17 protein-coding genes and 5 pseudogenes are annotated in these 23,724 nt (G+C 69.4%); 12 read left to right on the top strand and 10 right to left on the bottom strand.

Annotated features, from left to right (window positions below; genetic code table 11):
• Positions 1–20: 20 nt before the first annotated feature.
• Positions 21–458, bottom strand: a complete 438-nt coding sequence (locus CP977_RS33400) for a hypothetical protein (protein WP_152371411.1) — start codon at positions 456–458, stop codon at positions 21–23.
• A 126-nt stretch (positions 459–584) separates the two neighbouring features.
• Entirely contained in the window at positions 585–869 is a 285-nt protein-coding gene (locus tag CP977_RS33405) for a hypothetical protein (protein WP_152371412.1), read from the bottom strand.
• Positions 870–1,301: 432 nt separating this feature from the next.
• Between CP977_RS33405 and CP977_RS33410 the strand changes: the two genes are divergently transcribed.
• Complete coding sequence (locus CP977_RS33410; RefSeq protein ID WP_152371413.1) at positions 1,302–1,808, top strand: TspO/MBR family protein; 507 nt, start codon at positions 1,302–1,304, stop codon at positions 1,806–1,808.
• An 852-nt stretch (positions 1,809–2,660) separates the two neighbouring features.
• Positions 2,661–4,226, top strand: a complete 1,566-nt coding sequence (locus tag CP977_RS33415) for an alpha/beta hydrolase (protein ID WP_152371414.1) — start codon at positions 2,661–2,663, stop codon at positions 4,224–4,226.
• On the opposite strand, the gene CP977_RS33420 is transcribed toward CP977_RS33415, so the two are convergent.
• Positions 4,199–4,846 (bottom strand): helix-turn-helix transcriptional regulator, encoded by a 648-nt coding sequence (locus CP977_RS33420; protein ID WP_375790333.1) that lies wholly within the window; start codon positions 4,844–4,846, stop codon positions 4,199–4,201. The genes CP977_RS33415 and CP977_RS33420 overlap by 28 nt on opposite strands.
• Positions 4,828–5,145, bottom strand: coding sequence for a helix-turn-helix transcriptional regulator (locus CP977_RS35610; protein WP_372460749.1), 318 nt, complete (start codon positions 5,143–5,145; stop codon positions 4,828–4,830). Before CP977_RS35610 ends, CP977_RS33420 begins: the two co-directional genes overlap by 19 nt.
• A 41-nt stretch (positions 5,146–5,186) precedes the next feature.
• Here CP977_RS35610 and CP977_RS33425 point away from each other — a divergent pair.
• Positions 5,187–5,518, top strand: a pseudogene (locus CP977_RS33425) (transposase family protein); the annotation flags it as partial.
• 149 nt (positions 5,519–5,667) lie between these two features.
• Here CP977_RS33425 and CP977_RS33430 read toward each other — a convergent pair.
• Entirely contained in the window at positions 5,668–6,030 is a 363-nt protein-coding gene (locus tag CP977_RS33430; RefSeq protein WP_109184869.1) for an antibiotic biosynthesis monooxygenase family protein, read from the bottom strand.
• 207 nt (positions 6,031–6,237) lie between these two features.
• On the opposite strand from CP977_RS33430, the pseudogene CP977_RS35615 reads away from it, so the two are divergent.
• Together CP977_RS35615 and CP977_RS33440 are read left to right on the top strand one after the other, a co-directional pair.
• Positions 6,238–6,356, top strand: a pseudogene (locus tag CP977_RS35615) (helix-turn-helix domain-containing protein); the annotation flags it as partial.
• 75 nt (positions 6,357–6,431) lie between these two features.
• The gene (locus CP977_RS33440) at positions 6,432–7,097 is read left to right on the top strand and encodes a hypothetical protein (RefSeq protein WP_152371415.1); all 666 of its coding nucleotides are present in this window, start codon (positions 6,432–6,434) and stop codon (positions 7,095–7,097) included.
• On the opposite strand, the gene CP977_RS33445 is transcribed toward CP977_RS33440, so the two are convergent.
• On the bottom strand, positions 7,042–8,499 hold the full coding sequence (locus tag CP977_RS33445; protein ID WP_152371416.1) for an oxygenase MpaB family protein: 1,458 nt from the start codon (positions 8,497–8,499) through the stop codon (positions 7,042–7,044). The genes CP977_RS33440 and CP977_RS33445 overlap by 56 nt on opposite strands.
• Positions 8,496–9,215, bottom strand: a complete 720-nt coding sequence (uppS, locus tag CP977_RS33450) for a polyprenyl diphosphate synthase (protein ID WP_062760515.1) — start codon at positions 9,213–9,215, stop codon at positions 8,496–8,498. The genes CP977_RS33445 and uppS overlap by 4 nt, the downstream gene beginning before the upstream one ends.
• A gap of 421 nt (positions 9,216–9,636) precedes the next feature.
• Here uppS and CP977_RS33455 point away from each other — a divergent pair.
• Together CP977_RS33455 and CP977_RS33460 are read left to right on the top strand one after the other, a co-directional pair.
• A pseudogene (locus tag CP977_RS33455) lies at positions 9,637–9,843 on the top strand (DUF6042 family protein); the annotation flags it as partial.
• A gap of 39 nt (positions 9,844–9,882) precedes the next feature.
• Positions 9,883–10,693 (top strand): annotated as a pseudogene (locus tag CP977_RS33460) (IS5 family transposase).
• Between the two features lie 188 nt (positions 10,694–10,881).
• On the opposite strand, the gene CP977_RS34330 reads toward CP977_RS33460, so the two are convergent.
• Complete coding sequence (locus tag CP977_RS34330) at positions 10,882–13,404, bottom strand: tetratricopeptide repeat protein (RefSeq protein WP_159057834.1); 2,523 nt, start codon at positions 13,402–13,404, stop codon at positions 10,882–10,884.
• On the bottom strand, positions 13,401–13,820 hold the full coding sequence (locus CP977_RS33470) for a hypothetical protein (RefSeq protein ID WP_234363689.1): 420 nt from the start codon (positions 13,818–13,820) through the stop codon (positions 13,401–13,403). The genes CP977_RS34330 and CP977_RS33470 overlap by 4 nt, the downstream gene beginning before the upstream one ends.
• A 315-nt stretch (positions 13,821–14,135) precedes the next feature.
• Here CP977_RS33470 and CP977_RS33475 point away from each other — a divergent pair, with 315 nt between their 5' ends.
• The 5 genes and pseudogenes from CP977_RS33475 to CP977_RS33495 all read left to right on the top strand — a co-directional run bounded on the left by CP977_RS33475 (position 14,136) and on the right by CP977_RS33495 (position 20,876).
• A complete protein-coding gene (locus CP977_RS33475; RefSeq protein WP_152371417.1) occupies positions 14,136–14,963 on the top strand; it encodes a hypothetical protein in 828 nt (275 codons plus the stop codon).
• Between the two features lie 171 nt (positions 14,964–15,134).
• Positions 15,135–15,476 carry a hypothetical protein gene (locus CP977_RS33480; RefSeq protein ID WP_152371418.1) on the top strand — a complete coding sequence of 114 codons (342 nt, stop codon included), beginning with the start codon at positions 15,135–15,137 and terminating at the stop codon, positions 15,474–15,476.
• 542 nt (positions 15,477–16,018) lie between these two features.
• Complete coding sequence (locus CP977_RS33485) at positions 16,019–19,240, top strand: RHS repeat-associated core domain-containing protein (protein ID WP_244412643.1); 3,222 nt, start codon at positions 16,019–16,021, stop codon at positions 19,238–19,240.
• 839 nt (positions 19,241–20,079) lie between these two features.
• Positions 20,080–20,468 (top strand): annotated as a pseudogene (locus CP977_RS33490) (hypothetical protein).
• 138 nt (positions 20,469–20,606) lie between these two features.
• The gene (locus CP977_RS33495; protein ID WP_234363688.1) at positions 20,607–20,876 is read left to right on the top strand and encodes a hypothetical protein; all 270 of its coding nucleotides are present in this window, start codon (positions 20,607–20,609) and stop codon (positions 20,874–20,876) included.
• A gap of 420 nt (positions 20,877–21,296) precedes the next feature.
• Here the strand turns inward: CP977_RS33495 and CP977_RS35085 are convergent, their stop codons facing one another.
• Positions 21,297–23,186, bottom strand: a complete 1,890-nt coding sequence (locus CP977_RS35085; protein WP_221331393.1) for an FG-GAP-like repeat-containing protein — start codon at positions 23,184–23,186, stop codon at positions 21,297–21,299.
• Positions 23,187–23,724: the final 538 nt, after the last annotated feature.

Here is a 23,724-nt window from a genome sequence, read left to right on the forward strand (position 1 = left end):
GCCGCACCGGTCTGCCGGGGTCAGTTCTCGGCGAGCACGATCGGCCGGCCTCCCGGGGCGAACCGGACCGGACGCCCCTTGTCGGGGTTGACCTTCATGCCGTGGTCGGGACCCGTGCCGGCCGACGCGCGCTGCCGGTATCCGACCGCGCACTCCCCACGCCGACGCGCCGATTCGACGGCGGTGGCGAAGGCGACCTCCCGGTCGAGCCGGACGTAGTCCCCGACCGGTCTCAGGTGGAACTCGCTCCCTTCGGCGGTGAACAGCTCCTCGAAGACCGCGGCGAGGTAGTCGCTCTCCGAGATCTGCGCCATGAGAAGGCTGATCAGCCTGCCGCTCACGATGAAGTCGGCACCGGCCCGGGCGGGCGCGAGCAGCCGGTTGCCGTCGTCGGAGATCTCCGTGGTGAGGGCGGGTTCCCGGGACGCGGCGTCCCCGATCGCCCGCAGGTGCAGCAACGTGACCAGCGTGCGGTCGTCCGTCTCCGATCCCGTCAGGTGGGTGGCCCCTCCGGCACGATGCGGACCCGTTCATCACGGGGAGTGGACCTGCCTGGTGCAGCGAGGGGCCCTGGAAACTCGGAGTCACCGCTTCCCGCAGTTCGTGGCGGTGGGGAAGGTGGCGCGCCTCTCCCCACCGAGCGAGCGGCCCAGCCCTTCGAGCTGTCGTTGCCAGTGCCCTTTGGCCGTATCGAGGCGCAGCTGCGCACCGGGGCGGCCCGGATGAACGGACGCCCGGGGCGGCACGGCCCGTACCTTCAGCTCCAGGCGCAGGTCGCCGCGGCGCCGCTCCTCCGAAGCCCGCACCAGCGTGTCGAGAAGGACGCACTGCACGTGCGGCCGCTCGACGGCGCCCGGCTTGAAGGGCACGCCCGCCCTCTTTCGACGAGGTCGTCTACCGCGGTCGCAACGCGGTCGAACGATGCTTCGCCCGTCTCGAGCAGTTCCGCGCGATCGGGACAAGCCCGCCGATCGCCACCGGAGGGGAATCGCCGTGGCGGCTCTGATCCTGTGACTCCGCCGACACACCGGGTGACCGTTCGTCAGGCAGGTCTCAGTGCTCGTCAAAGTCGTGGTTTCGGCCGGCGAACGGTCGGCCAGTCGGTCCGACGGGCGCCGCGGTCGTCTCCGGAACCCGTGGGCGCGGGGGATCGCGTCCAGAAGCGGCGTCAACCGGGTGACGTCGTTCCCGTTTCCGCCGGTAGGCGTGGTGGGTGCGCCGCGGTGCGAAGGCGCCGACATCACAGTGGCTTCACAGGGCATCAGGACAGTGTCATCACCCTCACGGAAACGGAGTGTGCCGTGCCGAACGCGGGGTCTTCCCGAACTGGACGCAAGCAACGAGGCTCGCGTTGGCCCGTCCTTCTGGGCCTCCTGGCCCTCTGCTACGCCGTTGCCGCGCTGGGCGGGCTGGCCTCCACGGACGCTGGCGACACCTACAACGCACTGGATCGGCCGGCCTGGGCCCCACCCGGATGGCTTTTCGGACCCGTGTGGACCGTGCTGTACGGCACCATCGCCGTTGCCGCATGGCTGGTACTCCGAAACCCCCACGACCCCACCCGCACGGCTATGACCTGGTGGTCGGTGCAACTGCTTCTCAACCTCGCCTGGACCCCTCTCTTCTTCACTGCCGGCGAGTACGGTCTGGCCTTCCTCGACATCTGTCTCCTCCTGGCGGCTCTCCTGACCACGATGGTCCTCTTCGCCCGCCACTGCGGAGCCGCCGCGCTCCTGCTCGTCCCCTACGCACTGTGGGTGACCTTCGCCTCGGCCCTCAATCTCGCGATCTGGCTCTCCCACACCTGACAGACCCGACGCCGCTGTCCTGGACCGACTTCCGAGCCGCTCTCGATACACCACCAGCGGTCCGGACAGTCCGCGACCGCGATCGAGCGCTGGGCGGCGGACCGCCACACGATCCTGCGCCGCAGCCCGGTCCCCGGTGCCCGTCCACCCAGTCGTGCAGGCGCCGGCGGCAGTGGACCAGCCGGTCTCCGGCGAGGAAGCCCATAGCCTCCCGCTGCAGATCCTCGTGGGCAGCAGGTAGACGTGCTCAGGCCGCTCCGACCCGTTCCGGACCAGTGCCGGGCGCTGCTCGAAAGTTCGGCCGGACACGTATCCAGGGTCTCAGTGATCTCCCACCGGTCGCGGGTGCCGGTGAGTTCCGCCAAGTTCTGGAGGGACAGACCACCGCCGGCCGCTGTCAGCAGGCCCAACAGGTCCTGCTCAGTGAGGGCGCCGGTGAGCAGCCGTTTGAGTTCCCGCCCTCCAGCGCGGCCTCCAGCGGCCGCTTCGTCGACTGCTGGAGGCCCTCGGCCCGGGCCCGCGACACCAGACGTCACTGGATTTCCGAGACGGGGTCCGGGCGATGGTGCTGGCCCATCGGGCGGGATCGACCAGGGGCGGCAACCAAGCCCGGCGGTCCTGTGATGCCGTGCGGCGCGGCAAGCCGGCGGCAGAGGTCGTTTCCGCCCACAACTCATCCGACGGGTCTCACGGGGGGCGCTCCGTTCTCGGGGTCGGTTCGGGATCCCCGAGCGAGCCACCTGTTTCGTCCTCTCCACGGTGACGCGCGCCGCCGGTGATCTCTTGTTGGCTCAAGTCATCAACACAATGGCCGGACAGGACTGACCAGCTCGACAGCTTAAGGACAACACCATGACCATCGCACGAGGTTCCACGCAGCGCGGTTTTCCCCAAGGCCGTCGAATCGCCACAGCTCTGCTGGTTTCCGCGCTGGCAGGAACCGCGCCGGTCGCATGTGGTGCTGGAGCCAAGGTCTCGCAACCGGACAAGATCGTTTGGGGCAGGTGTCCGCCTCCGGCCGAGGGACAAACCCGTGACCCCCGCCTGGCCTGTGGAACGTTGGAGGTGCCACTCGACTACCAGAACCCGGGTGGCGTGAAAATCGACGTGGCGGTCTCCCGGCTGCCCACCGCACAGCCCGGGAAGCGACGTGGCGTTCTGCTGCTGAACCCCGGCGGGCCGGGATCGGGTGGTCTCGGCATGCCCGAAACCATGGCGTCCACATTGTCGAAGTCCGTCCTGGACCGCTACGACCTGATCGGTTTCGACCCGCGTGGCGTCGAACACAGCACCCCACAGAGTTGCGGTCTGCGGAACCCCGACGTGTCCGGACTCTTCCCCTATCCTGCCGCGGACGGCTCGATCACCGAGAACGTGGCCCTCGCCGAAGCCGGAGCCGAGCAGTGCGCCGACACGGTGGGCAAGAACCTGCGGTACTACAACACCGCCAACACGGCCCGCGACATGGACCGCATCCGTCAGGCGCTCGGCGAGAAGGACATCTCCTACTGGGGTCAGTCCTACGGCACCTACCTCGGCGCCGTCTACCGCTCCCTCTTCCAGGACCACACCGACCGGATGGTGCTGGAAGGCAACGTCGACCCCACCAAGGTATGGGCCGACCAAGTGGCGGGCACCTGGGGCAAGGGCATGGCCGACCGGTTCCCCGACGCCGCCCGCGTCGCCGCTGCGCAAGCAAGTACCCTCGAGCTGGGCACGAACGTCGCGCAGGTGACACGCACCTACCTCGCCCTCGCCGACCGGCTCGACCGCACGCCCGTAGCGATTCCCGGCGCATCGGCGTCGCTGGACGGGGCGCTGCTGCGGAACATGACCTACGTCCTGCTTCTGCACGACAACACCCTTCCCGTGCTCGCCAAGTTCTGGAAGGCCGCCGACAACCTGATCCACGGCAGCACCACGGCCGCCGACACCGCGGTTCTCAAGCAGGTGCTTGCCGACACACCGGCGCCCCCGGGCATTCCCGCGGACAACCAGGCCACCATGTTCATGGCTCTCACCTGCGGCGACGCCGAATGGCCGCGCGACGTCGGCGGTTACGCCGCCCGCACCACCGCCGACCGCAAGAAGTGGCCGCTCACTGCGGGAATGCCCGCCAACATCTGGGCATGCGCCTACTGGAACAAGCCAGTCGAGAAGACTGCCGAGATCGTGAAGGGCGGCCCGCGCAACACCCTGATCCTGCAGAACCGCCGAGACAATGCCACTCCGTGGGAAAGCGGCGTCGGGCTGCACAAGTCTCTCGGCGACGGCTCTGCCTTCGTCGGCGTCGACAACGGCGGGCACTTCGTCTACGGCGAAGGCTCCGCCTGTGCCGACAAGGCAACCGTCCGCTTCCTGACCACCGGCCACCTGCCGGACGAGGACGTCTACTGCACCGACGCCACCCAGGAGTAACGCCGAAACGCGAGGCCTCCCCGTCCGGCCCGCTGTCCGGCCGAGGCCGCCTCGATGATGCCGACAGCGGCGTGGGCGTAGGAGGTGGCGAGGTTCCCGAATGCGGTGGCCGGTCGGGGTGGGCCGACGACTTCGACGTCGGTGTCGGAGCGGCCGACGGTGGCGGCGAGTCCGGTCCATGACCAGGAGCCGAGGACGAGGCGGCGGTGACGGGAACCGAGTCCCTCGACGGTTCCATCCTGGGCGAAGGGCGCGGCAGCGGCGGCCGGGAGGCGGAGGATGACTTCGCCTTCGCCGGGCCAGCCGGTAGTGGCGCCGTCGTTGTCGCGGAATCGGCTGGTGAGGAAGGTGGAGACGGTGCCGCCGGGAAGGCCACGAGGGGCGAAGCGGGGGCCGGTGGGTGTGCGGGGCCGGATGCGGTCGACGCGGAAGGTACGCCGGTCCTCGCGGTGGAGGTCCCAGGCCACCAGGTACCGGCGATGACGCCAGGTGACCAGGTGGTGGAGTTGTACGCGGCGGACGTCATCGGCCGGGGTGCTCGGCACCGGGACGTAGTCGAAGCGTGGTTCCTCGTGGGCGCGGATGGCGCGGCTCAGGGCCGTCAGGACCTGAGCGTCGATCCGGGGGTGCCGCCGGCCGCCGCGGGCGGTTGGACGGTGGTGATGTACGACAGGTCGATGCGGTGGTGCAGGCGGGAGGGCATGACCTGGCGGAGGGCGGCCAGTACGCGAGCAGCGTCTTCGGCGACGGTGGTGCCGGCGGCCGCGGTCCGTGGTGCGACGGCCAGGGCGACAGCCTGGTCGTCGAACAGCATGGGCGGCAGGTGAGCACCGGCTTCCGGGCGGTAGCCGCCGGCCGGTCCTTTGAGGGTTTTGATCAGGTAGTCGAGTTCGCGCAGGCGGTCGATGTCACGACGCACCGTGCGCGACGTGATGCCGAGACGCTCGGCCAGGTCATTGCCGTGTCAGTGTTCCGCGGCTCGCCGGCGGACGCCCGCGTACTCGGCCCGATCACCTCGGCGCGACAAAGCCTCTTCGTCGCGCCGCAACCGTCGCCATCTGCGGCGGTGCCAGATCAAGCACACCATCCCGGAGCCCAAGAACCGGCGTGCCAACCGCCGGCAGCGCGGCAGCAAGGCCGGCCGTCCGACCGGGTTCGACAGGGAAATCTACCGGCGCCGCAACGAAGTGGAGCGAACGATCAACCGGCTGGGGATCTTCCGTGCGGTCGCGACTCGCTACGACAAGAGAGCCCACGTCTTCCACGGGACGGTCACCGTCGCTTCGATCCGGTCCGGCTGCGTACGTGGGTTCGCTCGGCCCTGCTCCAGCAGGAGTCTCGTCCCGGCAGTCGTACTCGCTGAGTCTTCATAGGACACCCGCACATCATCTCTGCATCGCCTCTTTGGCGCCCGAGTGAAGTACGTGCCATCGGACACCGCCTAGGGAGCGGTGAGTTCGACGACGACGTCGTACACCCCGGGGTTCGGCGTGATCGGCTGTTTGGTCTGCTCCCGTGCGGCCTGCGTGCGCGACGCGAAGTCGGGGTCGGCGGTGGCGGCCTCCCACGCCTCCTGGCTCTCCCAGTGGGAGACGTTGATGAGCTGGAAGCGGGAGCCGGAGGAACGGGCCCTGTGCATACGGGAGTCGATGAAGCCCGGCTTGTCCCGCATGAGCCTGGCCCGCTGCTCCCACTTCACGACGAACTCGTCGAGCTCGGCGGCGTCGATCTCGAAGACGTTGATGAACGTGACGGGCGAGTCTGACGAGTCGGGGGCCTCGTTACGCTGGGTTTCTGTGGTCATGTCGGCAGCCTAACGGCGCACCCCGACTGGGCCTCGGCCGCCCCTGATCGGGTGACGCCGGTCAGGTCGAGGTGAGGGCCGCAGCGCACAAAGCCCCCGTGCCGTTGAGAGAGGTGTTCGACGTCTCAACCCACCGGCACAGGAGCCCTGTCGGCTCCCTATCCTGCCGCACTCGACCTTCGAAACGCCCTGGTCGAGCGGGTCACCATGATCATCGCCATCCGCGAGGGTGACCGCCGTTGCAAGCTCCCGCCGCACAGCGTGCGCTCGTCGCTCTGGTGTACCTGCGCCGGCACGACACTCTCACCGCCCGCGGGGACGGATACCGTCGGCCCCGGCCCGGAGGGGGACATGGTGTTCCTGGCGGAGGTCGTGCGGACAGAGGGGTGGGGTGGGCGGCGGTGGTGGACTGGCGCCGCCGTCGCCTCGACTTCCCCGTCCCCGTCCCCGCCGCCGGGACCGATCTCCACCCCCGGTTCCCCCGGCCGGCGGTGATCGCCTGGCTCCTGGCCCACGACAAGATCGCCGTACCCACGGGTGTCCCCTCGGCCGCCCTCATCCTGCGGTCCGACCCGACGGGGGAGCGCCGTTTCCGGCTCGATGACCCGTGCCTGGAGCTGGCCGACGACGCGGCCGACGAGGACCGCCTGTCCGGCTGGACGACCGACGGCGGCGCCCTGGCCGCATTGACCGCCAACGAGGACGGGGTGTCCATCCACCGTCCCACCGAGGCCGGCGCGCCCCCGCTCGCGGTACCGGGCCGAGCGCGGGTGATCGACCGATTCCGGTCCGGGTCGGGCGCCCTGCGCATCACCCTGGCGTGGCCCGCAGGCCTGTGCCGCACCGCCGCCCGCCGGGCCTCGGGCGGCACGGTCCGCCACGCCGTCCCGACGTCACTGCGTGGCCGGCTCCGGCACCTCGAGCGCGTCTGCCACCTTCCGCCCCATCGCCACCGGAGCTGCTGGTCCGGACGGGGGTGCACAAGGACGCACGCCACCGTGCTCGAGTTCGTCAGGCGTCGGCGAGGAGGGGGTCGTACGGGGTGTTCGTGCGGCGGCCTGACATGAAGGAGAGGAAGTCGCCGACGAAGGCGCTACGGCCGTAGGTGCTGTGGGTGGTGGCGAGGTCGCGGTGGAAAGCGGTGCGGAAAAGGGTTCGGTGCTCGTCCGCGTCGATGGCTCCGCTGCCGTCCTTGTCGGTGGCGTCGAAGAGGACCTCGGCTACGCGGATGAGCGCGGGTCCGGCGAGGGACGGGACGGCGGCGGCGTACTCGTCGGCGCTGACACGACCGTCGCCGTCCGTGTCGAGGGCGGCCTGGAGCTCGCGCCACCAGGCGGCGAAGGCGTCGTAGAGGCGGGTCTCCTCAGGTTCGTCCAGGTCGAGGCGGGTGGCCAGTTCACGTGCCATGGCGGCGAGGTCGGGCCAGTCGAGGTGGCCATCGCCCGTCTGGTCCAGCACCTGGTGGAAGAACTCCTTTGCCGAGCGCCGGCCTTCTCCCGTGGCGTTTGCCGGGTCGGGGTCGGTGTCGTCGCCCAGGGGTGTGAGGAGGCGGAGCAGGGCCGAGGCCCGCTTCATACGGGCATGCAGCACGGTCACGGTTCGGGCGCGGGGGTCGTCGCTGTCAGGTGAGAGGAAGAGGGCCTCGATGATGGTTTCGGCGTTGATCCAGCCCTCGGGCAGGAAACGGGTGAGCCCGGCGGCGAAGTAGGCGCCCTGCATGAGGGTGGGGGCGCCGGGCATCTCGGGCAGGCCCGCCCGGCGCCGGTAGGGCTCGGGGAGGGAAGCGACGGTGATCGCACCGAGCAGCGGACCGACGACGGCCCGGCCGGCCGCCCACAGGGTCGGCGCGCCGGCGAGCAGCGCGGGGGCGGGCAGGTGGTCGAAGAGCCGGTAGAGGATGATGCGGACTGCCTCGGTGTTCTCCAGCTCTTCCTCGACGACCCGGTCGAAGTACCTCCAGAAGTCGTTGACGTCCTCGGGGAGTTCTCCGGCGTCGCCGTCGAGGGCGGCGAGGAACGCGCGGTACTCCGCGTACATGCGTTCCATGGTGTCCTGGTCGAGCGGCTGACCGCCCAGCCGGCACATGGTGACGGCGCCCTCGAAGAGGGTGGCGACCACCCAGGCACGGGTCGCCCGGTCCATGGCGTCGTAGGCGCGGCCGCGGGCGTCGGAGCCGCTCATTCGGGCGTGCAGCCTGTTGAGGCGGGCGGCCTCCCGTTCGCGTACCGCCGGATCGGCGTCGAACATGCGCCGCATGCTGAGGAAGGTGTTGCGCAGCCGACGCCAGGGGTGGGCGACGAAGGCGGAGTTGTCGGCGAGAGCGGCACCGACCTGCGGGTGGGCGGCCTCCAGTACGGTGGCGCGGATCAAGGCCAGCGCCCAGCGCGGATCGTCGAAAAAGGTACCGAACTGCGACTCCGCGTCGAACAGAGGCGTGTCGCCGGTGGTTGTGCTGCTTCCAGTCGTCATGACGGGTCTCCGTTCGTCTGGGGCGGCACGCCGCCGAAGCGACGGTCACGCCGCCGGTAGGTGTGCAGGCACGCGAGGAAATCCGGGGCCCGGAAGTCCGGCCAGAGCGCCTCGGGGAAGACCCACTCGGCATAGGCGACCTGCCAGAGCATGAAGTTCGAGATCCGCTGCTCACCGGAGGTGCGGATGACGAGGTCCACGTCGGGTGTGTCCGGGAACGGCAGGTGGTCGGCGAAGAGCTGCTCGGTCACCTCCTCGGCGGGCGTCCCGCTGCGGATCAGCGACCGGGCGGCCTCCACGATGTCGCGGCGCCCGCCGTGATCGAAGGCGACGGTCAGCGTCATACCGCGGCTGTCGGCGGTCAGCGTCGCCAGATCCTCGAAATCCCGAGTCAGCTCACGGGGGATGCGCGGGTCCGCGACTCCGAGGAAGCGACAGCGGATCCCGCGTGCCAGCAGCAGCGGCGCGTGCTTGCGCACAACCCGACGGACCAGGCGCATCAGATAGTCGACCTCGGAACCAGGACGGTTCCAGTTCTCGGTGGAGAAGGCGTACAGGCTGAGCCACTCGACTCCGGCCGCCCGGGCCGCCTCGATGATGTCGATGACGGTGGTCTCCGCAGCCCGATGGCCCGCGGTCCGGGGGAGCGAGCGCCGCTGCGCCCAACGGCCGTTGCCGTCCATCACACAGGCCACGTGCCGCGGCACCGCACGCACCGGCCCGTCATCCTGCCGCTGCGCGTCGCTGTCCTGTCGCCCGCCCGGCCGGCCCCCCGTCGCCACGCGTACGTGCTGGACGCCGTGGTGCCTCACTCCCAGCCCCGTCTCGTCCGAAGCGGCACGGTCGGCCTTACCGCGCTCGGTCACACCCACCCCGCATCGCCCACATCCACGTCCCGCCAAAGCGTCCTGCCCAGAGTCTGACGGCACGGAAAGGTCCTGACCGGCCGAACGGGGAGCCGTCACCCTTGGCTCACCTGCCCGATTCCCGGCATCGGCAGGTCCCCTCGTCGGCGTCCCTCGCTCCGGCGGCAGGCCACCAGACGACGAAAACGAGGTCCGCCGGTGACTCGTGACCCGCGGCCGCACCTCATCTTCCGCGAGGCCTGCGACGGCTTGGCCGTCGCCGCGCTTGAGAATGCGCACCGGCCCGCTCGTCGACGGGCTCATCAACCACCTGGTCGACGGCCTGGGCGAACCACGCGAGGTCCTCACCTCCCTGGACCGACTGGCCACCGCCACCAACCAGGACACCGACAGCCTCCGCCTCGCCCTCGCAGAACTCGTCAAGGCCGGGGACGCGGCGGTGCAGCGGGGCCGGGAGCCGGCCGACGCCGAACGCCTGGAGGCACACCAAGGCCGTGTCCTATGTGGTGAGGCGGTCATGGGGCGGGGTACGTGGAGTTGGATTGTTCCGGACGGGCTGTGGGAGATCGCGAAGCCGTTGATCCCGCCCTCTCGGGTGAGGCCGCAGGGCAGCGGGACGCAGGACATGCCTGATGAGACGCTGTTCGCCGCGATCGTCTACGTCCTGGTCTCCGGCTGCGCCTGGCGGGCTTTGCCGCCCTGTTTCGGCGTCTCGAAGTCCACGGCCCATCGCCGGTTCCTGATCTGGTCCAGGGCCGGCGTGTGGGGTCGGCTGCACGAGGGGATCCTGCACCGCCTCGACGACGCCGGCCTGCTCGACCTGTCCCGCGCCGTCCTCGACTCCGCCCGCATCCGGGCGAAATAAAGGGGGCGCCCTCACCGGTCCGAGTCCCGTGGACCGGGGCAAGGCGGGTTCCAGGATGCACGTCCTGTCGGACGCGAACGGACTGCCCCTCCTCGTCGGCGTCTCGGCCGCCAACACCCACGACAGCCAGGCACTGAAGCCCATGGTGCTCGGTCACCAAACGAGACACGACCTTCACCGGGACCGGAACTTCAAACCCCAGCGCCTGCGCGCCGGCAAGACTCACGACATACCTGAACTGCGGAAATGGCTCCGTGGGAAACGTATCGGCGTCCGCATCGCCCGCAAGGGCATCGAGCCCTCCGAACGACTCGGCCGCCGCAGACGGGTGATCGAGCGGACCATGTCCTGACTGACCGGCTACTGTCGGCTCAACCGCCGATACGAACGCCATCCCCGCAACTACCTGGTCTTTCTCGGCCTCGCCGCAGCCCTCTGCTGTTACAAGCGACTCCTCCCGTAGAGCGTGGCGGCGAGTTCGTGGTCACCGCTGCCGTCGGGGGCGGAGCTGGTGACAGTATGCAGGCTGACCAGCAGGTCACGCAGGTCGCGCCACCCGATCCCGAGCAGCCAGGAAACCTCCACATACCCGAGCCTGTCCATGGGGGAGCGGGAACGGGTAAAAGCCCTGATCGAAGCTGCACTATTTCCTTATATCTCCTCTTGCAGTTCTCCCAGCTCCCTTCGCCATCGAGCGAGGTGGTTGCGGGTGGTGAGGGTGTGAGGGTGATCGGGTCCGAGGACACGCAGGCGATCTGTGAGGAGTTCGGCGAAGGCGTCGGCAGCTCCCTGAGCGTCTCCGGCCTCTCCTCTCCAATGGGCGAGGTTGTTGCGTGTGGTGAGGGTGTCGGGGTGGTCGGGTCCGAGGATCCGTAGATGGTCGGTGAGGAGTTCGGCGAACGCGCCGACAGCGCTCCGGGCATCTCCGGTCTCCCCGTGCCATCGGGCCAGGTTGTTGCGGGTGATGAGGGTATGGGGGTGGTCGGGCCCGAGGAGTCGGAGACAATCGGTGAGGAGTTCGGTCAGAACATCGACCGCGCCTCGTGGATCTCCAGCCTGTCCCTTGCATCGAGCGATGTTTTCGCGGGTGGTGAGGGTGTCGGGGTGGTCGGGTCCGAGGATCCGTAGATGGTCGGTGAGGAGTTCGGTCAGAACATCGATCGCGCCTTGTGGATCTCCGGCTTGTCCTTGCCAGTAGGCGAGGTTGTTGCGGGTGACGAGCGTGCGAGGGTGACCGGGGCCGAGGAGTCGGAGACGATCGGTGAGGAGTTCGGTCAGAACATCGACCGCGCCTCGTGGATCTCCGGCTTGTCCCTGCCAGTAGGCAAGGTTCTCGCGTGTGGTGAGGGTGTCGGGGTGGTCGGGGCCGAGGACGCGCAGGTAATCGGTGAGGAGCTCGTCCGTGGCACGGGCCGTGCCCTGGAGATCTCCGGCTTGGCCTCGCGAGAGGGCAAGGTTGTTGCGGGTGGCGAGGGTGTCGGGATGGTCGGGCCCGAGGAGGTCATGGGCGATGGTGTGCAAACGGGTGAAGTAGTCGTGAGCCGCAGCAACCTTCCCGCTTTCCCCAAGAGCGTGGCCTGCCCGGGAGAAGACCGCGTGTAGGTCACCGTTGCGGGGCGGAGCGCTGGCGCACAGCGCATTGACGTTGGCAACGAGCACTGTCAGAACGTCGTGGTTCAGCCGTTCGGGCCATATGTCGAGGAGCGCGTCGGCGGCGGCCAGGGCCACGTCGGACTGTTGCTTGTCACTGAGAGCATCGCGAGTGGTGTGCTGGACCAGCGCGTGGACGCGGATGGCGTCAGGGGTGCGGTCGATGAGGCTGAGGCGGTGCAGCACGCTGAGAGTCTGTATGACCTGCCGTTCCTCCACCCGCTTCCTGTCCTTTGCAGTCTCAGAAGCAGGGTCTGCGTCTGTGGCATTTCGGCCGAGGTAGGCACGGGCGGCTTCGGTGGAAGTCAGTGTGGTGGGGATGCCATCGGGAGACAGGACCGACAACAGAGCCAGCAGGGGGTGGGCCAAGCCGGCCGGTGGGAGGGTGTCGGCATATTGGACGCTGAGGTCCCAGACAGCCGCGACAGGGAATTCTTGGTCGTCGGGCAGTGCGTCGGGGGCGAGTTCGGCCAGGCGTGCGGTGTGCTCGGTCAGCATCCGGTGGTAGGCGGCCGCGGTATGGCCGGTGTCGGCGAGGTAGGCGGCAGCCTGGGCGAGAGCGAGCGGCAGATACCCCAGGGCATGAGCCAGGACGCGCAGGTCGTGCTCGGGTTCGCTGTGTCCGTAGTCGCTGAGGCGTCGGGTGAGGAAGGTCAGGGCTTCGGTAGGGGTGAAGACGTCGACGTCGATACGTGTGCCGCGGTCGCGCAGGGCGGCGTCGCGGCGCCGGGTGGTGGCCAGGGTCTGGCCGAGGGGTGAGGACGGGGGCCATAGGCCGGTCAGGTGGTTGGGGTCGGTGATGTTGTCCAGCACGATCAGCCACCGCACTGCCCGCGTGCCGGCCGCGACCGGCCGCGGCTGGAGCCACGCCAGGAAAAGGGCGGCATTCTGTCCGTCGTCCTCAGCGACGCCCGGGAGACCGAGGGCGCGGGCGGCCTGGGCGTAGGCGGACAGGACACCGGAGCGGTCGGTGGCCGTAGCCCACACCACCACATCCATCTGACCTTCGGCGACCTGGGTACGAGCGTGATGGGCGGCGATCTGGGTCTTGCCGACCCCGCCCAGTCCCGACAACACCCACCGCGCATCACCCGGCTCGGCTTCGCTCTGGCCGGTGCCGTCGTTCTTGCCCGTGTCTGAAGCAGGGGTGCCCGTGAGGACGACCGTTCCGCCGTCGTCCAGTGCCGTGCGCAGCAGCCCGCTCTGGGACCGTGCCTGATACCGGCTCGCCGCCGCCGGCACAGCACCCACCACGACGGGGAACGCCACCGATTGCCCCGACGCTGCAGCACCACCTATATGGACTGCGACGTTCTGCAACGAGACGTTGTCTCCGCTGATTCCCAGGCCCAGGTCACCGCTCGCCTCCAGCGCACGTTCGCCTGTGCCGGCTGTGGCCTGAGGCGGAACGGTCGCTGCAGGTTCCATCGACGTCGGCGCAGCGTCGGAGATTTCCTTCGATGCTTCGGAGCCGGGGTTATCGCCGTTGTTCTTCTTCGTCCGCTTGGGCCACAGGGAACTCACGACCGGCTCTGCTGCCCGTCCTGCTTGGGTGCGTCGCCGGTGATGGCTTCGCCGATCGAACCCCCGGCCTCCACCCCCCGCTCACCGGGCACTCCCGGCACCGTACCGCTCGCACCTCCGGGCGCCGGGGCACTGTCGGGAGGGATGATGGGGGAGGGGTGGATGAGGGTGTGGCCGTCTCCGGTGACCGCCCGGCCGATCGAGCCTCCCGCCCGCACCGACCGCCCCCCGCTCACCGACGGGGCGGCGGGTGGTGGCGGTGTGGGGGCTGTTCCCTGCCGAAGGGCGAGGGCCAGTCCCGCCAGGCCTGCGGCCGCGCCGACGATGCTGGCCACTCGGTCACCGGTGTCCAGATCCACGAACACCGCCACCGCGACCAGACCGAGCATCGCCACGGCGCACAGTCCCGCGGTCACCCGCCACCACGCTTGAGACATCCCAGCCCACCCCCACAGGACGAACAACCCACACCGACAGCGGGGCGCCGGCCGCGTTGCCGAAGGGTTCATCGTAGGAGCAGAGCCGGACAGGCTGGAGCAGAACGCGTACATACGCGGGCGCGGCCCGGAAGCACCGGCCACGCAGCTTCATGCCACCCGCGCTGCGCCGGGCACGGACCCGATAACCGGCGCCCTGGACATCCGCAATCTGCTCAGCCCCCCACCTCTGCCCGGCTCCCGGCCACAAGAGCAGCTCGCACCGGGCGAACGCACGGACGCAGGGAGCACAGCGTGGATACCAAGGAAGCCGGTCCCTTCGGCGACGGCACGAGCGCGGACGCGGGCGACGCGGCTGCGAGGGCCTGGACGGCAGCGTCCCGGACCCCGCCCGCCCCCGGGACGTATGTCGAGGGGCCACCGCTGTCCGTCGAGTGGGTCGACCACGTCGACACGGATCCCGTGCGCGCGCTGGAGATGCTGGTCCTGGGCTGGTACCCGGCCGAGGACGCGCCGCCGGACCCCGACGCCCCCGCGGATGACGTCCTCGCTCTTCTGCCGAAGGCGCTCGCCGCGTTCCACCGTCTGGCCCGCGTGCGCCCCGCCCTGTACCGCTTCTGCCACCCGATGCTCCTGCATCCGCGGCACGTCACGAGGCGGGACGGCGGCCGGCTGGTCTTCGCGGTGGAGAACCAGGGATGCGCGGACTGGTCCATTCCTTGGCCGTCCCGGGGCGGCCCGGAGGATGTGGACCCCCCGGTCTGGCTCACTGAGGACCCCTACGACGATGACGATCCGGAGACGGTCCTCGAAGCGGAGCCCCTCAGCCGCTTCCTTCTCCAGTTCACCCTCAAGCAGGCGTCCGGCATCGCGCCCTTCAACGCCTGGACCTATGTCATGCCCACCGAGCGCCTCGAACTGTTGTGGAGATTCCTGCGCCCGGTCCCCCTCAGCCCGTACATGCCCGCCTACGGGGGTCACCTGTTCTACGCGGCCCCTGGCCTGCTGGCCAGTATCAGCGCCGACGAGAACCATGCGGATGCCGCGTTCGGAACACGCCACCGCGAGACCCTCGCCCTGTTGAAGGCCTACGACTTCCCCTGGAGCCGCTTCGACGCGTAACCCTCGTAGACCGGACTGCGCCGCTGACCAACGGGGCCTTGTGCGGGAATACGGGAGACGGCCCGAAATGCGCGCGGCCCGGTCGCCCCGGCCGCTGGTGGCAGCGTCCTGGCCCAGTGGGAGATCATCCTCGTCGCGGCCGCGCCTGAACTCGTCGGGCATGTGAAGGCGGTGGGCTTCGACGCGGGCACCGGCTGCCTGGACGTCATCCCCGACGCCTCCGCGTATGGCACGAAGGTGCGCCGGATCGCGCCGAAGCTGATCACGGCGGCCAACGAGCGGGTGCCCCACGCGGGCGTGCGCTCCCTGCACGTCCTGCCACCCGCACCCGGGAACACCGGCCCCGCCATCACGGCCGTCGACCCGGCCTCGTCTCCGACCGTGCCCACCCCATCCGTGTCGTGCCCCGGTCCGTCGGCCGGCTACCGTCGCGCGCTCGAGGCGCACCGCCAGGCCACGTTCCGGGTGGATTCTGCCCCGGCCCGGGGCCCGTTCCACCGACAGGCGACGTAGGTGTGCTGACCTCACTCTCGAGTGCAGGCAACGCCTGCGTGACAGTGCGTCTCGGGTCGCACTCGGCGACTCTGTGATCAGGGGAACAGGAAGCGATCCGGCTGCTGTGACGGAAAACGGTTTCCGGTCAGCTTGCCTCTCAGGAAAAGTGCCTTGCGACATGGCAGGTGTTGCCTGGCGACATGATTTGAGGCGGAAAAGCCGGTCGCATACTTGGCTGGTTCTCGCACGTGTGTGCGACTGGATGGCGGGCAGGCCCCGGCCGGTCGGGAAGCGGCTGTGGCAGCGTGTGCGGCGCCAGTGGCCGATGGGGCTGCTGTGGCATCTCTTCTCGTGGGGGGAAGTGCATGACTTCGCGTGCTTCCGGCACGCCTTCTCGGCGTGCCCGCACAACGGCGGGACTCTCTCTGACCGCGGCGATCGCGGTTCTCACACTGGGCGCGTCGTCGCTGCCGGCCCTCGCCGCCTCACCCGCGGCCGACCCCGGCCCCGGATCGGTCTGGGGCAAGAAGGCGGCGCCTCTGGAGATCCCGCCGGTCAAGGTGGGATCGACCAAGCCCGTGCCCGGCAAGCCCGAGGCGGCGCCGTCGAAGGAAAAGGCGGCCTGGCAGGCGGCACAGAAAGAACGCGCCCGCACCGGCAGCGTCCCGTCGAGCGGGGGTCGCGTCACGGCCAACGGCACGTCCGGCGAGACCGGAACCCTGGTATGGGTGCCCAAGGGACAGGGCTCGGTGCCCTGGCACCAGATCTCGGACTTCCGCATCACCGACTCCCTCGTCGCGCGGATCAACCTGTCCAACGGCAACCTCATGCTCGCCGCGACCGACTTCGAGGTCGCCGGCGTGGGACAGAAACTGCGCCTCGCCCGTACGTACAACTCGCTGGACGCGCCCTACGGCAAGGTCTCGGACCGCTGGTGGCAGGAGTACGAACGCTACCTGCACGTCTTCACGAACTCCGTCGTCGTCTACGACGCGACGGGTGACGCGCTGTCCTTCACCACGAACGCCGACGGTACCTTCACCACGCCCAAGGGCTATTCGAAGGACCTGAAGAAGAACGCGGACGGCACCTACACCCTGACCGACCGCAAGTCCGGTGCGAAGGACACCTACGACGCCAACGGGACGCTGACGAAGGTCACCGACCGCAACAAGGGCGCGATCACGGTCGACCAGCACGACGAGACCGGCGAGCACAAGGGCTTCAAGCTGACCGAGACCCGCTCGGGCCGCTGGGTCGACCTGGTCAAGACCTACCCCAACCAGTGGCAGGCCAAGGACCACACCGGCCGCACCGCGGTCTTCGACCTCGACGCCGACGGCAACCTCTCGCGCACGACCGACACCGAAGGCAAGACCACCTCCTACGCCTTCGACTCCAGCGGCCGCGTCTCCAAGGTCACGACCCCGGAGGGAAGGGCGACCGTCTTCACCTACGACGCCCGGAACCGGGTCACCTCCATGCTGCGGGCCACCCAGACCGGCGCCTCCGGACACACCGGCCCCACCTACACCTACGCCTACACCGGCACCTATCCCTCCGATGCCGGGACGACCACCGTCACCGACCCGGAGCAGCACGCCACGAAGTACGAGCACGATGCGGACGGCAAGGTCACCAAGGTGACCGATGCGCTCGGTCGCTCCCGTTCGAAGACCTTCGACGGAAACAACAACGTGCAGACCACGACGGACGCGATGGGCGTCGGCGGCACCGGCGGCAACGTGACCACCTACGGCTGGGACACCCGCAACAACCTCACGTCGGCGAAGCTGCCCACCGGCGCCACCGCCGCTGTGGCCGGCTATCAGACGCTGTCGGGCGCGGATTTGCCCGGTTCGATGACGACCGCCGACGGTGAGAAGACGGACTACACCTACGACGCGGCCGGCAACACGAAGTCGGTCGCGGTGACGGGCACCGGCGGCGGGACACAGTCCTTCGACTACAACCCCGCCACGCCCACCTGCGGCGGCTTCGAGGGCCAGCGCTGCAAGGCCACGACGAAGATGTCGTCGACGAAGTCCGTCTCCACCTCCTTCACGTACGACGCGAAGGGCAACCTGATCAAGGTCGCTCCCCCGGCCCCGCTCGGCGTGACGACCTACACCTACGACGACCTCGGGAGGCCCGCCTCCGCCAAGGACGGTCGGGGCGTCACCACGCTCTACACCTACGACCACCGCGACCGGATCGTGAAGGTCGACACCTCCGGCTACGCCATGGTCACCTACTCCTACGACGGAGACGGGAACCTCACGCTGCGCTCGGACGGCACCGGTGTCACCACCTACGCCTTCGACCCGCTGTCGCGCGAGACCGTCCGTACCCTGCAGAACGGCTCCCAGACCCGCCTGACCTACACCCCGGCCGGCAACGTGGACACGTACGAGGACCCGGCCGGCCTGACCGACTACACCTGGAACGAGGTCAACAAGCTCACGGAGCTCAAGGACCCGACCGGGAAGGTCACCACGTACACGTACAACAACAACGACGTCCGGACGAAGACGACGTACCCCGGCGGGACCGCCCAGGAGGTCACGCTCGACAAGTCGAGCCGTCCGGAGCGGATCCGGGCGACGTCGCCCAAGGGCACGCTGGTCGACCTCGCCTACACCTACGGCTACGACCACGACGCCAGCGCCACCACCCCCCTCAAGGACGGCGCGAAGATCCGCACCCGCACGGACACGGTCGCGGGGATGAGGACGACGTACACCTATGACGGCGCGGGCCGGTTCTCCTACGCGAAGGAGGAGAAGGGCACCACCCTCAACTCGTCCTGGCAGTACTGCTACGACCTGGCCGGCAACCTCACCTCCCAGGGCGTCGACCCCGGCTGCCCCCGCGGCACCACCTACACGGTCAACGACGCCCAGCAGATCACCGCGAAGAACGGCTCCACCACGAACTGGTCGTACGACAAGGTCGGCAACGAAACCGCCGGCGCCTCCACCCCCGAAGGCACCCGCACCGCCGCCACCTGGTCCGACCACTCCCAGATGACCTCGGTCACCGTCGGCGGCAAGACCTACGCCGGCCAGTACGGCTCGACGGACCAGAGCGAGCGGATCAAGCTCGGCGACACGTACTTCCACAACGGGCCGCTCGGCCTCTCCGCCAAGAGCCTCGGCGGCGTCGACATGGGATTCAACCGCGAACCCGGGGGCACCCTGAACTCCATGACGACCGGCGGCAAGTCCTACTACTACCTGACCGACGCGCTCGGCTCGGTCGTGGCGCTCGCCGACGAGACCGGCACCAAGGTCGACTCGTACTCCTACAGCCCCCGCGGCGTCCAGCGTGCCGGGACCTCGGAACAGGTCCCGCAGCCGTACCAGTTCGCCGGCGGTTACCACGACGCCACCGGCCTCTACCACTTCGCCGCCCGCTACTACGACCCCAACATCGGCCGCTTCACCAGCACCGACCCCTCCGGCCAGGAGAAGAACCCCTACCTCTACGCCGAAGGCGACCCCGTCAACCGCATCGACCCGCACGGGACCCTCAGCCTCAACGGCGTGATGGACACCGTCGGCAAGGCCGGAGACGCCATCGCGGTCGGTGAATTCGCCGGTCAGCTGGTGACGGGCGACTACGAGGCGGCTGCTGGAACAGCGCTCAGCTTCGCCGCCGACAAGGCGTTCACCGCCGGCTGCACCTACCTGACCGGAGGCGCCGGAGCGATCCCCTGCGCCGTCGGCGGAATGGCGGTCGGCGAAGCAACCGAGTCGGCCTACGAAGACGCCACAAGCTGAACCAAGGAAACCCCGACCGAAGGAGCTCTCGTGCAATCAGCTACTGATACGGCGGTCATGGCCTACAAGGGGCTCGACGGTGTCCCCCTGTGGCTCTTGTTCGGTATCGCCATCCTCGCCCTCGTCATCTTCGGCATCGCACAAGCACGGAAGAGGAAGTAGCCGCAGCCGACGTGCCTTGGCTCCATGGGTGATGTATTCGGCGTGGGGGGAGGACGCTCCACAGCGTCCTCCCCCCACGCCCAGGAGCGGGATCCGTTGTCCAGGCCACCGGCTACGAACCCGAAACCGGCCGCCTCGACCTGCGCCCCGACTTGCCCGCCCACGCCCCCCAGCTCCGCCTCCTGACCGCCCGGATCATCACCACCCGCCAACGAACACGTCGGCTCCTCCGCCGTACGGGCGCTGCGGATCCTGCCGCCCGGCGCCGTCGACACCACCCCACCCCCGGCCACCGACCGGCCCGCCCCCGGCTCGGCCGCGGCCCCGGCCGGGCCGGTGAAGACCGGGGAGACCGCATCGGCCGGCTACCGCCTCGCCCTCGAAGCGCACCTCGCCGCCGTCGACCCCGCCCTCCAGGGTCCTGCCGCACCCGACGACGGCGACTTCTCCCGCATCCCCGCCGACGCCAAGGCGGCCTTCGCCGACCACCGTGCCCGGACCCACGAGACCGCCTCCGCGATCCAGGACGCCGCCATCCGCCGCGCCCGCGCCGAACGTGCCGCCGCACGACCCCGGTACGTCCAGCAGCCTTGCCGCCGTCCGGGGCGTCCAGGCCGAGTGCGCCCTCGTTCTCGTTTCCGCAAGCAGTCCTTGGGCCACACCACCAGGAGGACCTCGTGTCACACCCGCAGCCGCTCACCCCGGGGGAGAGGCTCGCCGACGCGAAGGCGCAGCTGGGCCTCCCGCGTGTCGTCGTGATCTGCGGTTCCACCCGCTTCAGACCGAGATGGCCGAGGCCGATCTGCGGGAGACCCACGCCGGGAAGATCGTCGTCAAACCGGGCATCGACATGAAGTCGCCCCACGCGCTCCGGTCCGACCCCGTCGAGGCCGCGGCGCCGAAGGTCCGGCTCGACGACCTGCACCGGGCGAAGATCCGGCTCGCCGACGAGGTGCTCGTGGTCGGCGACTACATCGGAGACAGCACCCGGGCCGAAATCGCCTACGCCCGGTCGCTGGGCAAGCCCGTGCGCTTCACGCACCCCGAAGTCGACCCCGGCGCCTGACCGCCGGCGGCCGCTTGACGGCGTAAAGAACACGGGGGCTCTCCGGAGCGTCAACCCAGCCCAGGCCGCGTCGCCCGTTCCGGTGGTCTGCAGCCCGGTGACGGCCAGGACGTCCTGGCCGTCACCACACTCGCGATCGTGACCGACCTGAACATCCCCAGCCCTGCTGCCGAGGACCTCCCCGGCAGGACGAGCCGGACGACAGCCGGCACCGGCCGCGTCCGCTTCTCGCTCACGCGGTGGGTCCTGGCCCCGCGCACGACGTGGCAGGCACGCCGCCCGGCCGCCGACTTCGGCGCAGGGGTGGACGGCCGGACCGCATGGGTGATGGCCCGCCTGGCCCGGCATCCGGACGAACACGTCTACGCCATGGCCCACCTCGACGACGACCGCCGGGCCGCGGACTGACCGGAGTTCAGACGCCGGCCTTCGGCCCGCGCAGCGCGCGGCTTCCTCAGGCGCGAGAACGTCAGCAGGTGTGCCACGGATACACCGGCGGGGCTTCACCAAACGATCATGGTCCGGTCGGCGCGAGCACACTGACCCAGTTCTCGTACTCGCGGCACGCCTTGCGCTGGGCGGGATGGCCGGGGTGCCCTGGCCGCCGTTGAGCGGCTGGCAGAGGACAGGGGGCGGCGGTGCACGGCCGGCACCGCGGTGACGCGCAGGGTGCAGCCCTGGCGTCTTCCTCCGGCCAGACGCCGTGCACGGGCGGCTGGCCGGAGGTGAGGCAGTACGCCGCGTGTGAGCGTCAGCGGGTTGAGCCTCGTTCCGGCGGGGCCTCCTTTCACCCTGCGGTCGGAGAACCGGGGGCCTCAGAGGGGTGGGTCAGCTGATGGCGGTGATGGTGCCCCAGCCGCTCGCGCCGACCACGGTGTTGGCGCCTCCGGCAGGGTTGCCGTAGAAGGTGAGGGTTCCGGTTTCGGTGGTCGTCCACATGTCGGCGGCGCCGTCCCGGTTGGCGTCTGCGGCGCCGGCGATCAGCGGTCGGTTGGTCGTGGTGTAGCCGTAGCCGATCTGGGTCCGGGTGCCGAACATGGTGCTTCCGTCGTACCGGTAGAGGTAACCGTCCCGGGTGTCGCGGACGAGCAGGTCGGGGCGGTTGTCTTTGTCCATGTCGCCGGGTGCGGTGATGGTCATGGGCGACCAGCCGCCGTTCCCCCCGATCTCGACTCGGGGCTGCACGGCCGGCAGGATGGCGGCGTTCGAGTCGTTCTCGTACAGCCACAGCCTGCCGTCGGCGGAGACGACGATGTCGGCGTCGCCGTCGTTGTTCATGTCTCCGGCGGTGACGACCTGGGCGTTCGTCGGGAGGCCTTTAGCGACGACGGTGGGAGGCGCGAGGCGCGTGCCGGCGAAACGGCTCGGGTAGATGCGCAGCTCGGTGCCGACGCGCGCCACGACGTCTTCCAGCCCGTCGCGCGTGAAGTCCCCGCGGTGGCTGACGGATGCACCGAGCCAGCCGCCGTCTCCGATCTCCTCGTAGTTGGCCGCGAAGCCGTCACCCAGGTACGGGGCTATGCCGCCCTTGCCGTCACCGTGGTAGAGACGCAGCCTCCCCGCCGTGTCGATGGCGACGAGGTCGGGCTTGCCGTCACCGCTCAGGTCGCCGGGCGTACGGTCGCCGCCCAGACGGGCGATCACCGGGGCGTGGTCGGAGTAGCCGTTCGTCGGCTCGTTGAGCTCGTTCGGCGAGGTGTCCAGGCGGCTCATGTCGATGTCGCACGAGGAGAACGCGCTGCCTTCGTCCCGCCGGGTGACGAAGATGTGGTCGTACTCGTGCCAGGCGTGCCGGTCGGTGTCGTACCAGCCGTGGTGGGTGGTGCCGTCGATGCAGTTCTCGAAGATCGTGGTCAGGGGCCCGAGGACCTGCTGCTTGACCAGGTCCCCGTTCGCGTCGGGCATGACTGCGACCTCTTCGATGGGACGGTTGAAGTCACCCCCCAGAGCGATGAACTGGAGCTGGTGCTTGGCGCGGAAGCTCTGGACGAAGTCCCTGACGTTCTTGATCTGCCCCTGAACCCGGGAGTCCGCCTCGTAGGTCTTCGCAATGATGTGCGTGTTGCACACCCCGATGGACTTGCCTTCCACCACCACGCACTGGACCGGAAGTCTCAGTTTGTCCTTGGTCGTGACAGGGACGCTGTTGATCTGATCAGGTGCGCTGATCTTCCCCTTGACCGCGATCAGATTGCCGACCTTGCCCGATCCTCCCTTGCCATAAGCTTCCCCCTGGCAGTGACTGCCCATTTTCTCAACGGGGTCAAGGACGTCATCGCCCCGCGTGAGGGGTGTGAAGTAGAAGCTCCAGTCCGTTGTACCGTCCGCGTTCTGAAGCTTCGTCATAAGCCTCTTCTGGTCGGAGGCCGGGGCCCCCGGCGTCGGAACGAATCCCTCCGGCTCGCCGCACGCCTCCTGAAGAACGATGGCGTCCAGGTTCCGTTCCCTGATCAGCGCGACGATCTGGTCGACCTTCTCAGCGGTTTCAGTCGTCGTGAGGCGGGAAGGGCAGAAGGAACCGCCTCCCCTTGCGCCACCGGCGATGCACAGGTTCCACGAGGCCATCGTCATGGTCGGCGGCGCGGGATTCCACGCGTCCGCTGCCGTCGCCGTCGTCGCGGGCAGCCCGAACAGCGCCATGCCGCCGGCCAGCGCTCCCGTCAGGAGCTTGGTGAATCTCATCCGTGTCCATCCGTCAGGCGCCCCGAACGAGGCCACCGTCGCATCGGGTGTTCACGTTCTGGACGCCAGTTCGTTAATTACGCGACGGAGACTCATTCGATAGTCGAATGGTTGCACGGACGAGCGTCGTGTTCCGTGTGCCCTGATGGAACGGTGGTCCGCGACGGGCCCTCACCGGCGCGCGTCGGCTCCCCTCGGCGCCGGAGGCCCGGGGCCCCTTCGGCCGGACGAAACGCGGCCTCAGCAAGCAGGGCTCACCCATCGGACCCGGCCGACTTGGCACGCCTCGAATCCTGCCCCGCCGCCGTGCTCACGCCGTCGCTGTGTACATCCGCACCATGCCGCGCGGCGATCTCCGCTGCTGACCGTGGCAAAAGTACGCCCCCGCCAGGGTCTCGCCCGGGTGATGGGGGAGTGTCGGGCGGGTGTGGTGGGCAGGTCCGGGCGGACCGGCCCACAACGAGCCGGCGCCGAGCGAGAGAGACATGGATGCAGCAGGCGATGGAACGTCCGGCGATCGTGTGCCGCATGTGCCCGGGCATGAAGACCGACGTCATCCCCGTGGAGGGGCGAC

The sequence above is a fragment of the Streptomyces cinereoruber genome (assembly GCF_009299385.1).
Taxonomy (GTDB): domain Bacteria; phylum Actinomycetota; class Actinomycetes; order Streptomycetales; family Streptomycetaceae; genus Streptomyces; species Streptomyces bikiniensis.

Coding starts and splice junctions, on each gene's coding strand:
- CP977_RS33415 (WP_152371414.1), top strand. CDS start 2,661: ATGACCATCGCACGAGGTTCCACGCAGCGCGGTTTTCCCCAAGGCCGT.
- CP977_RS33445 (WP_152371416.1), bottom strand. CDS start 8,499: ATGACGACTGGAAGCAGCACAACCACCGGCGACACGCCTCTGTTCGAC.
- CP977_RS33430 (WP_109184869.1), bottom strand. CDS start 6,030: ATGACCACAGAAACCCAGCGTAACGAGGCCCCCGACTCGTCAGACTCG.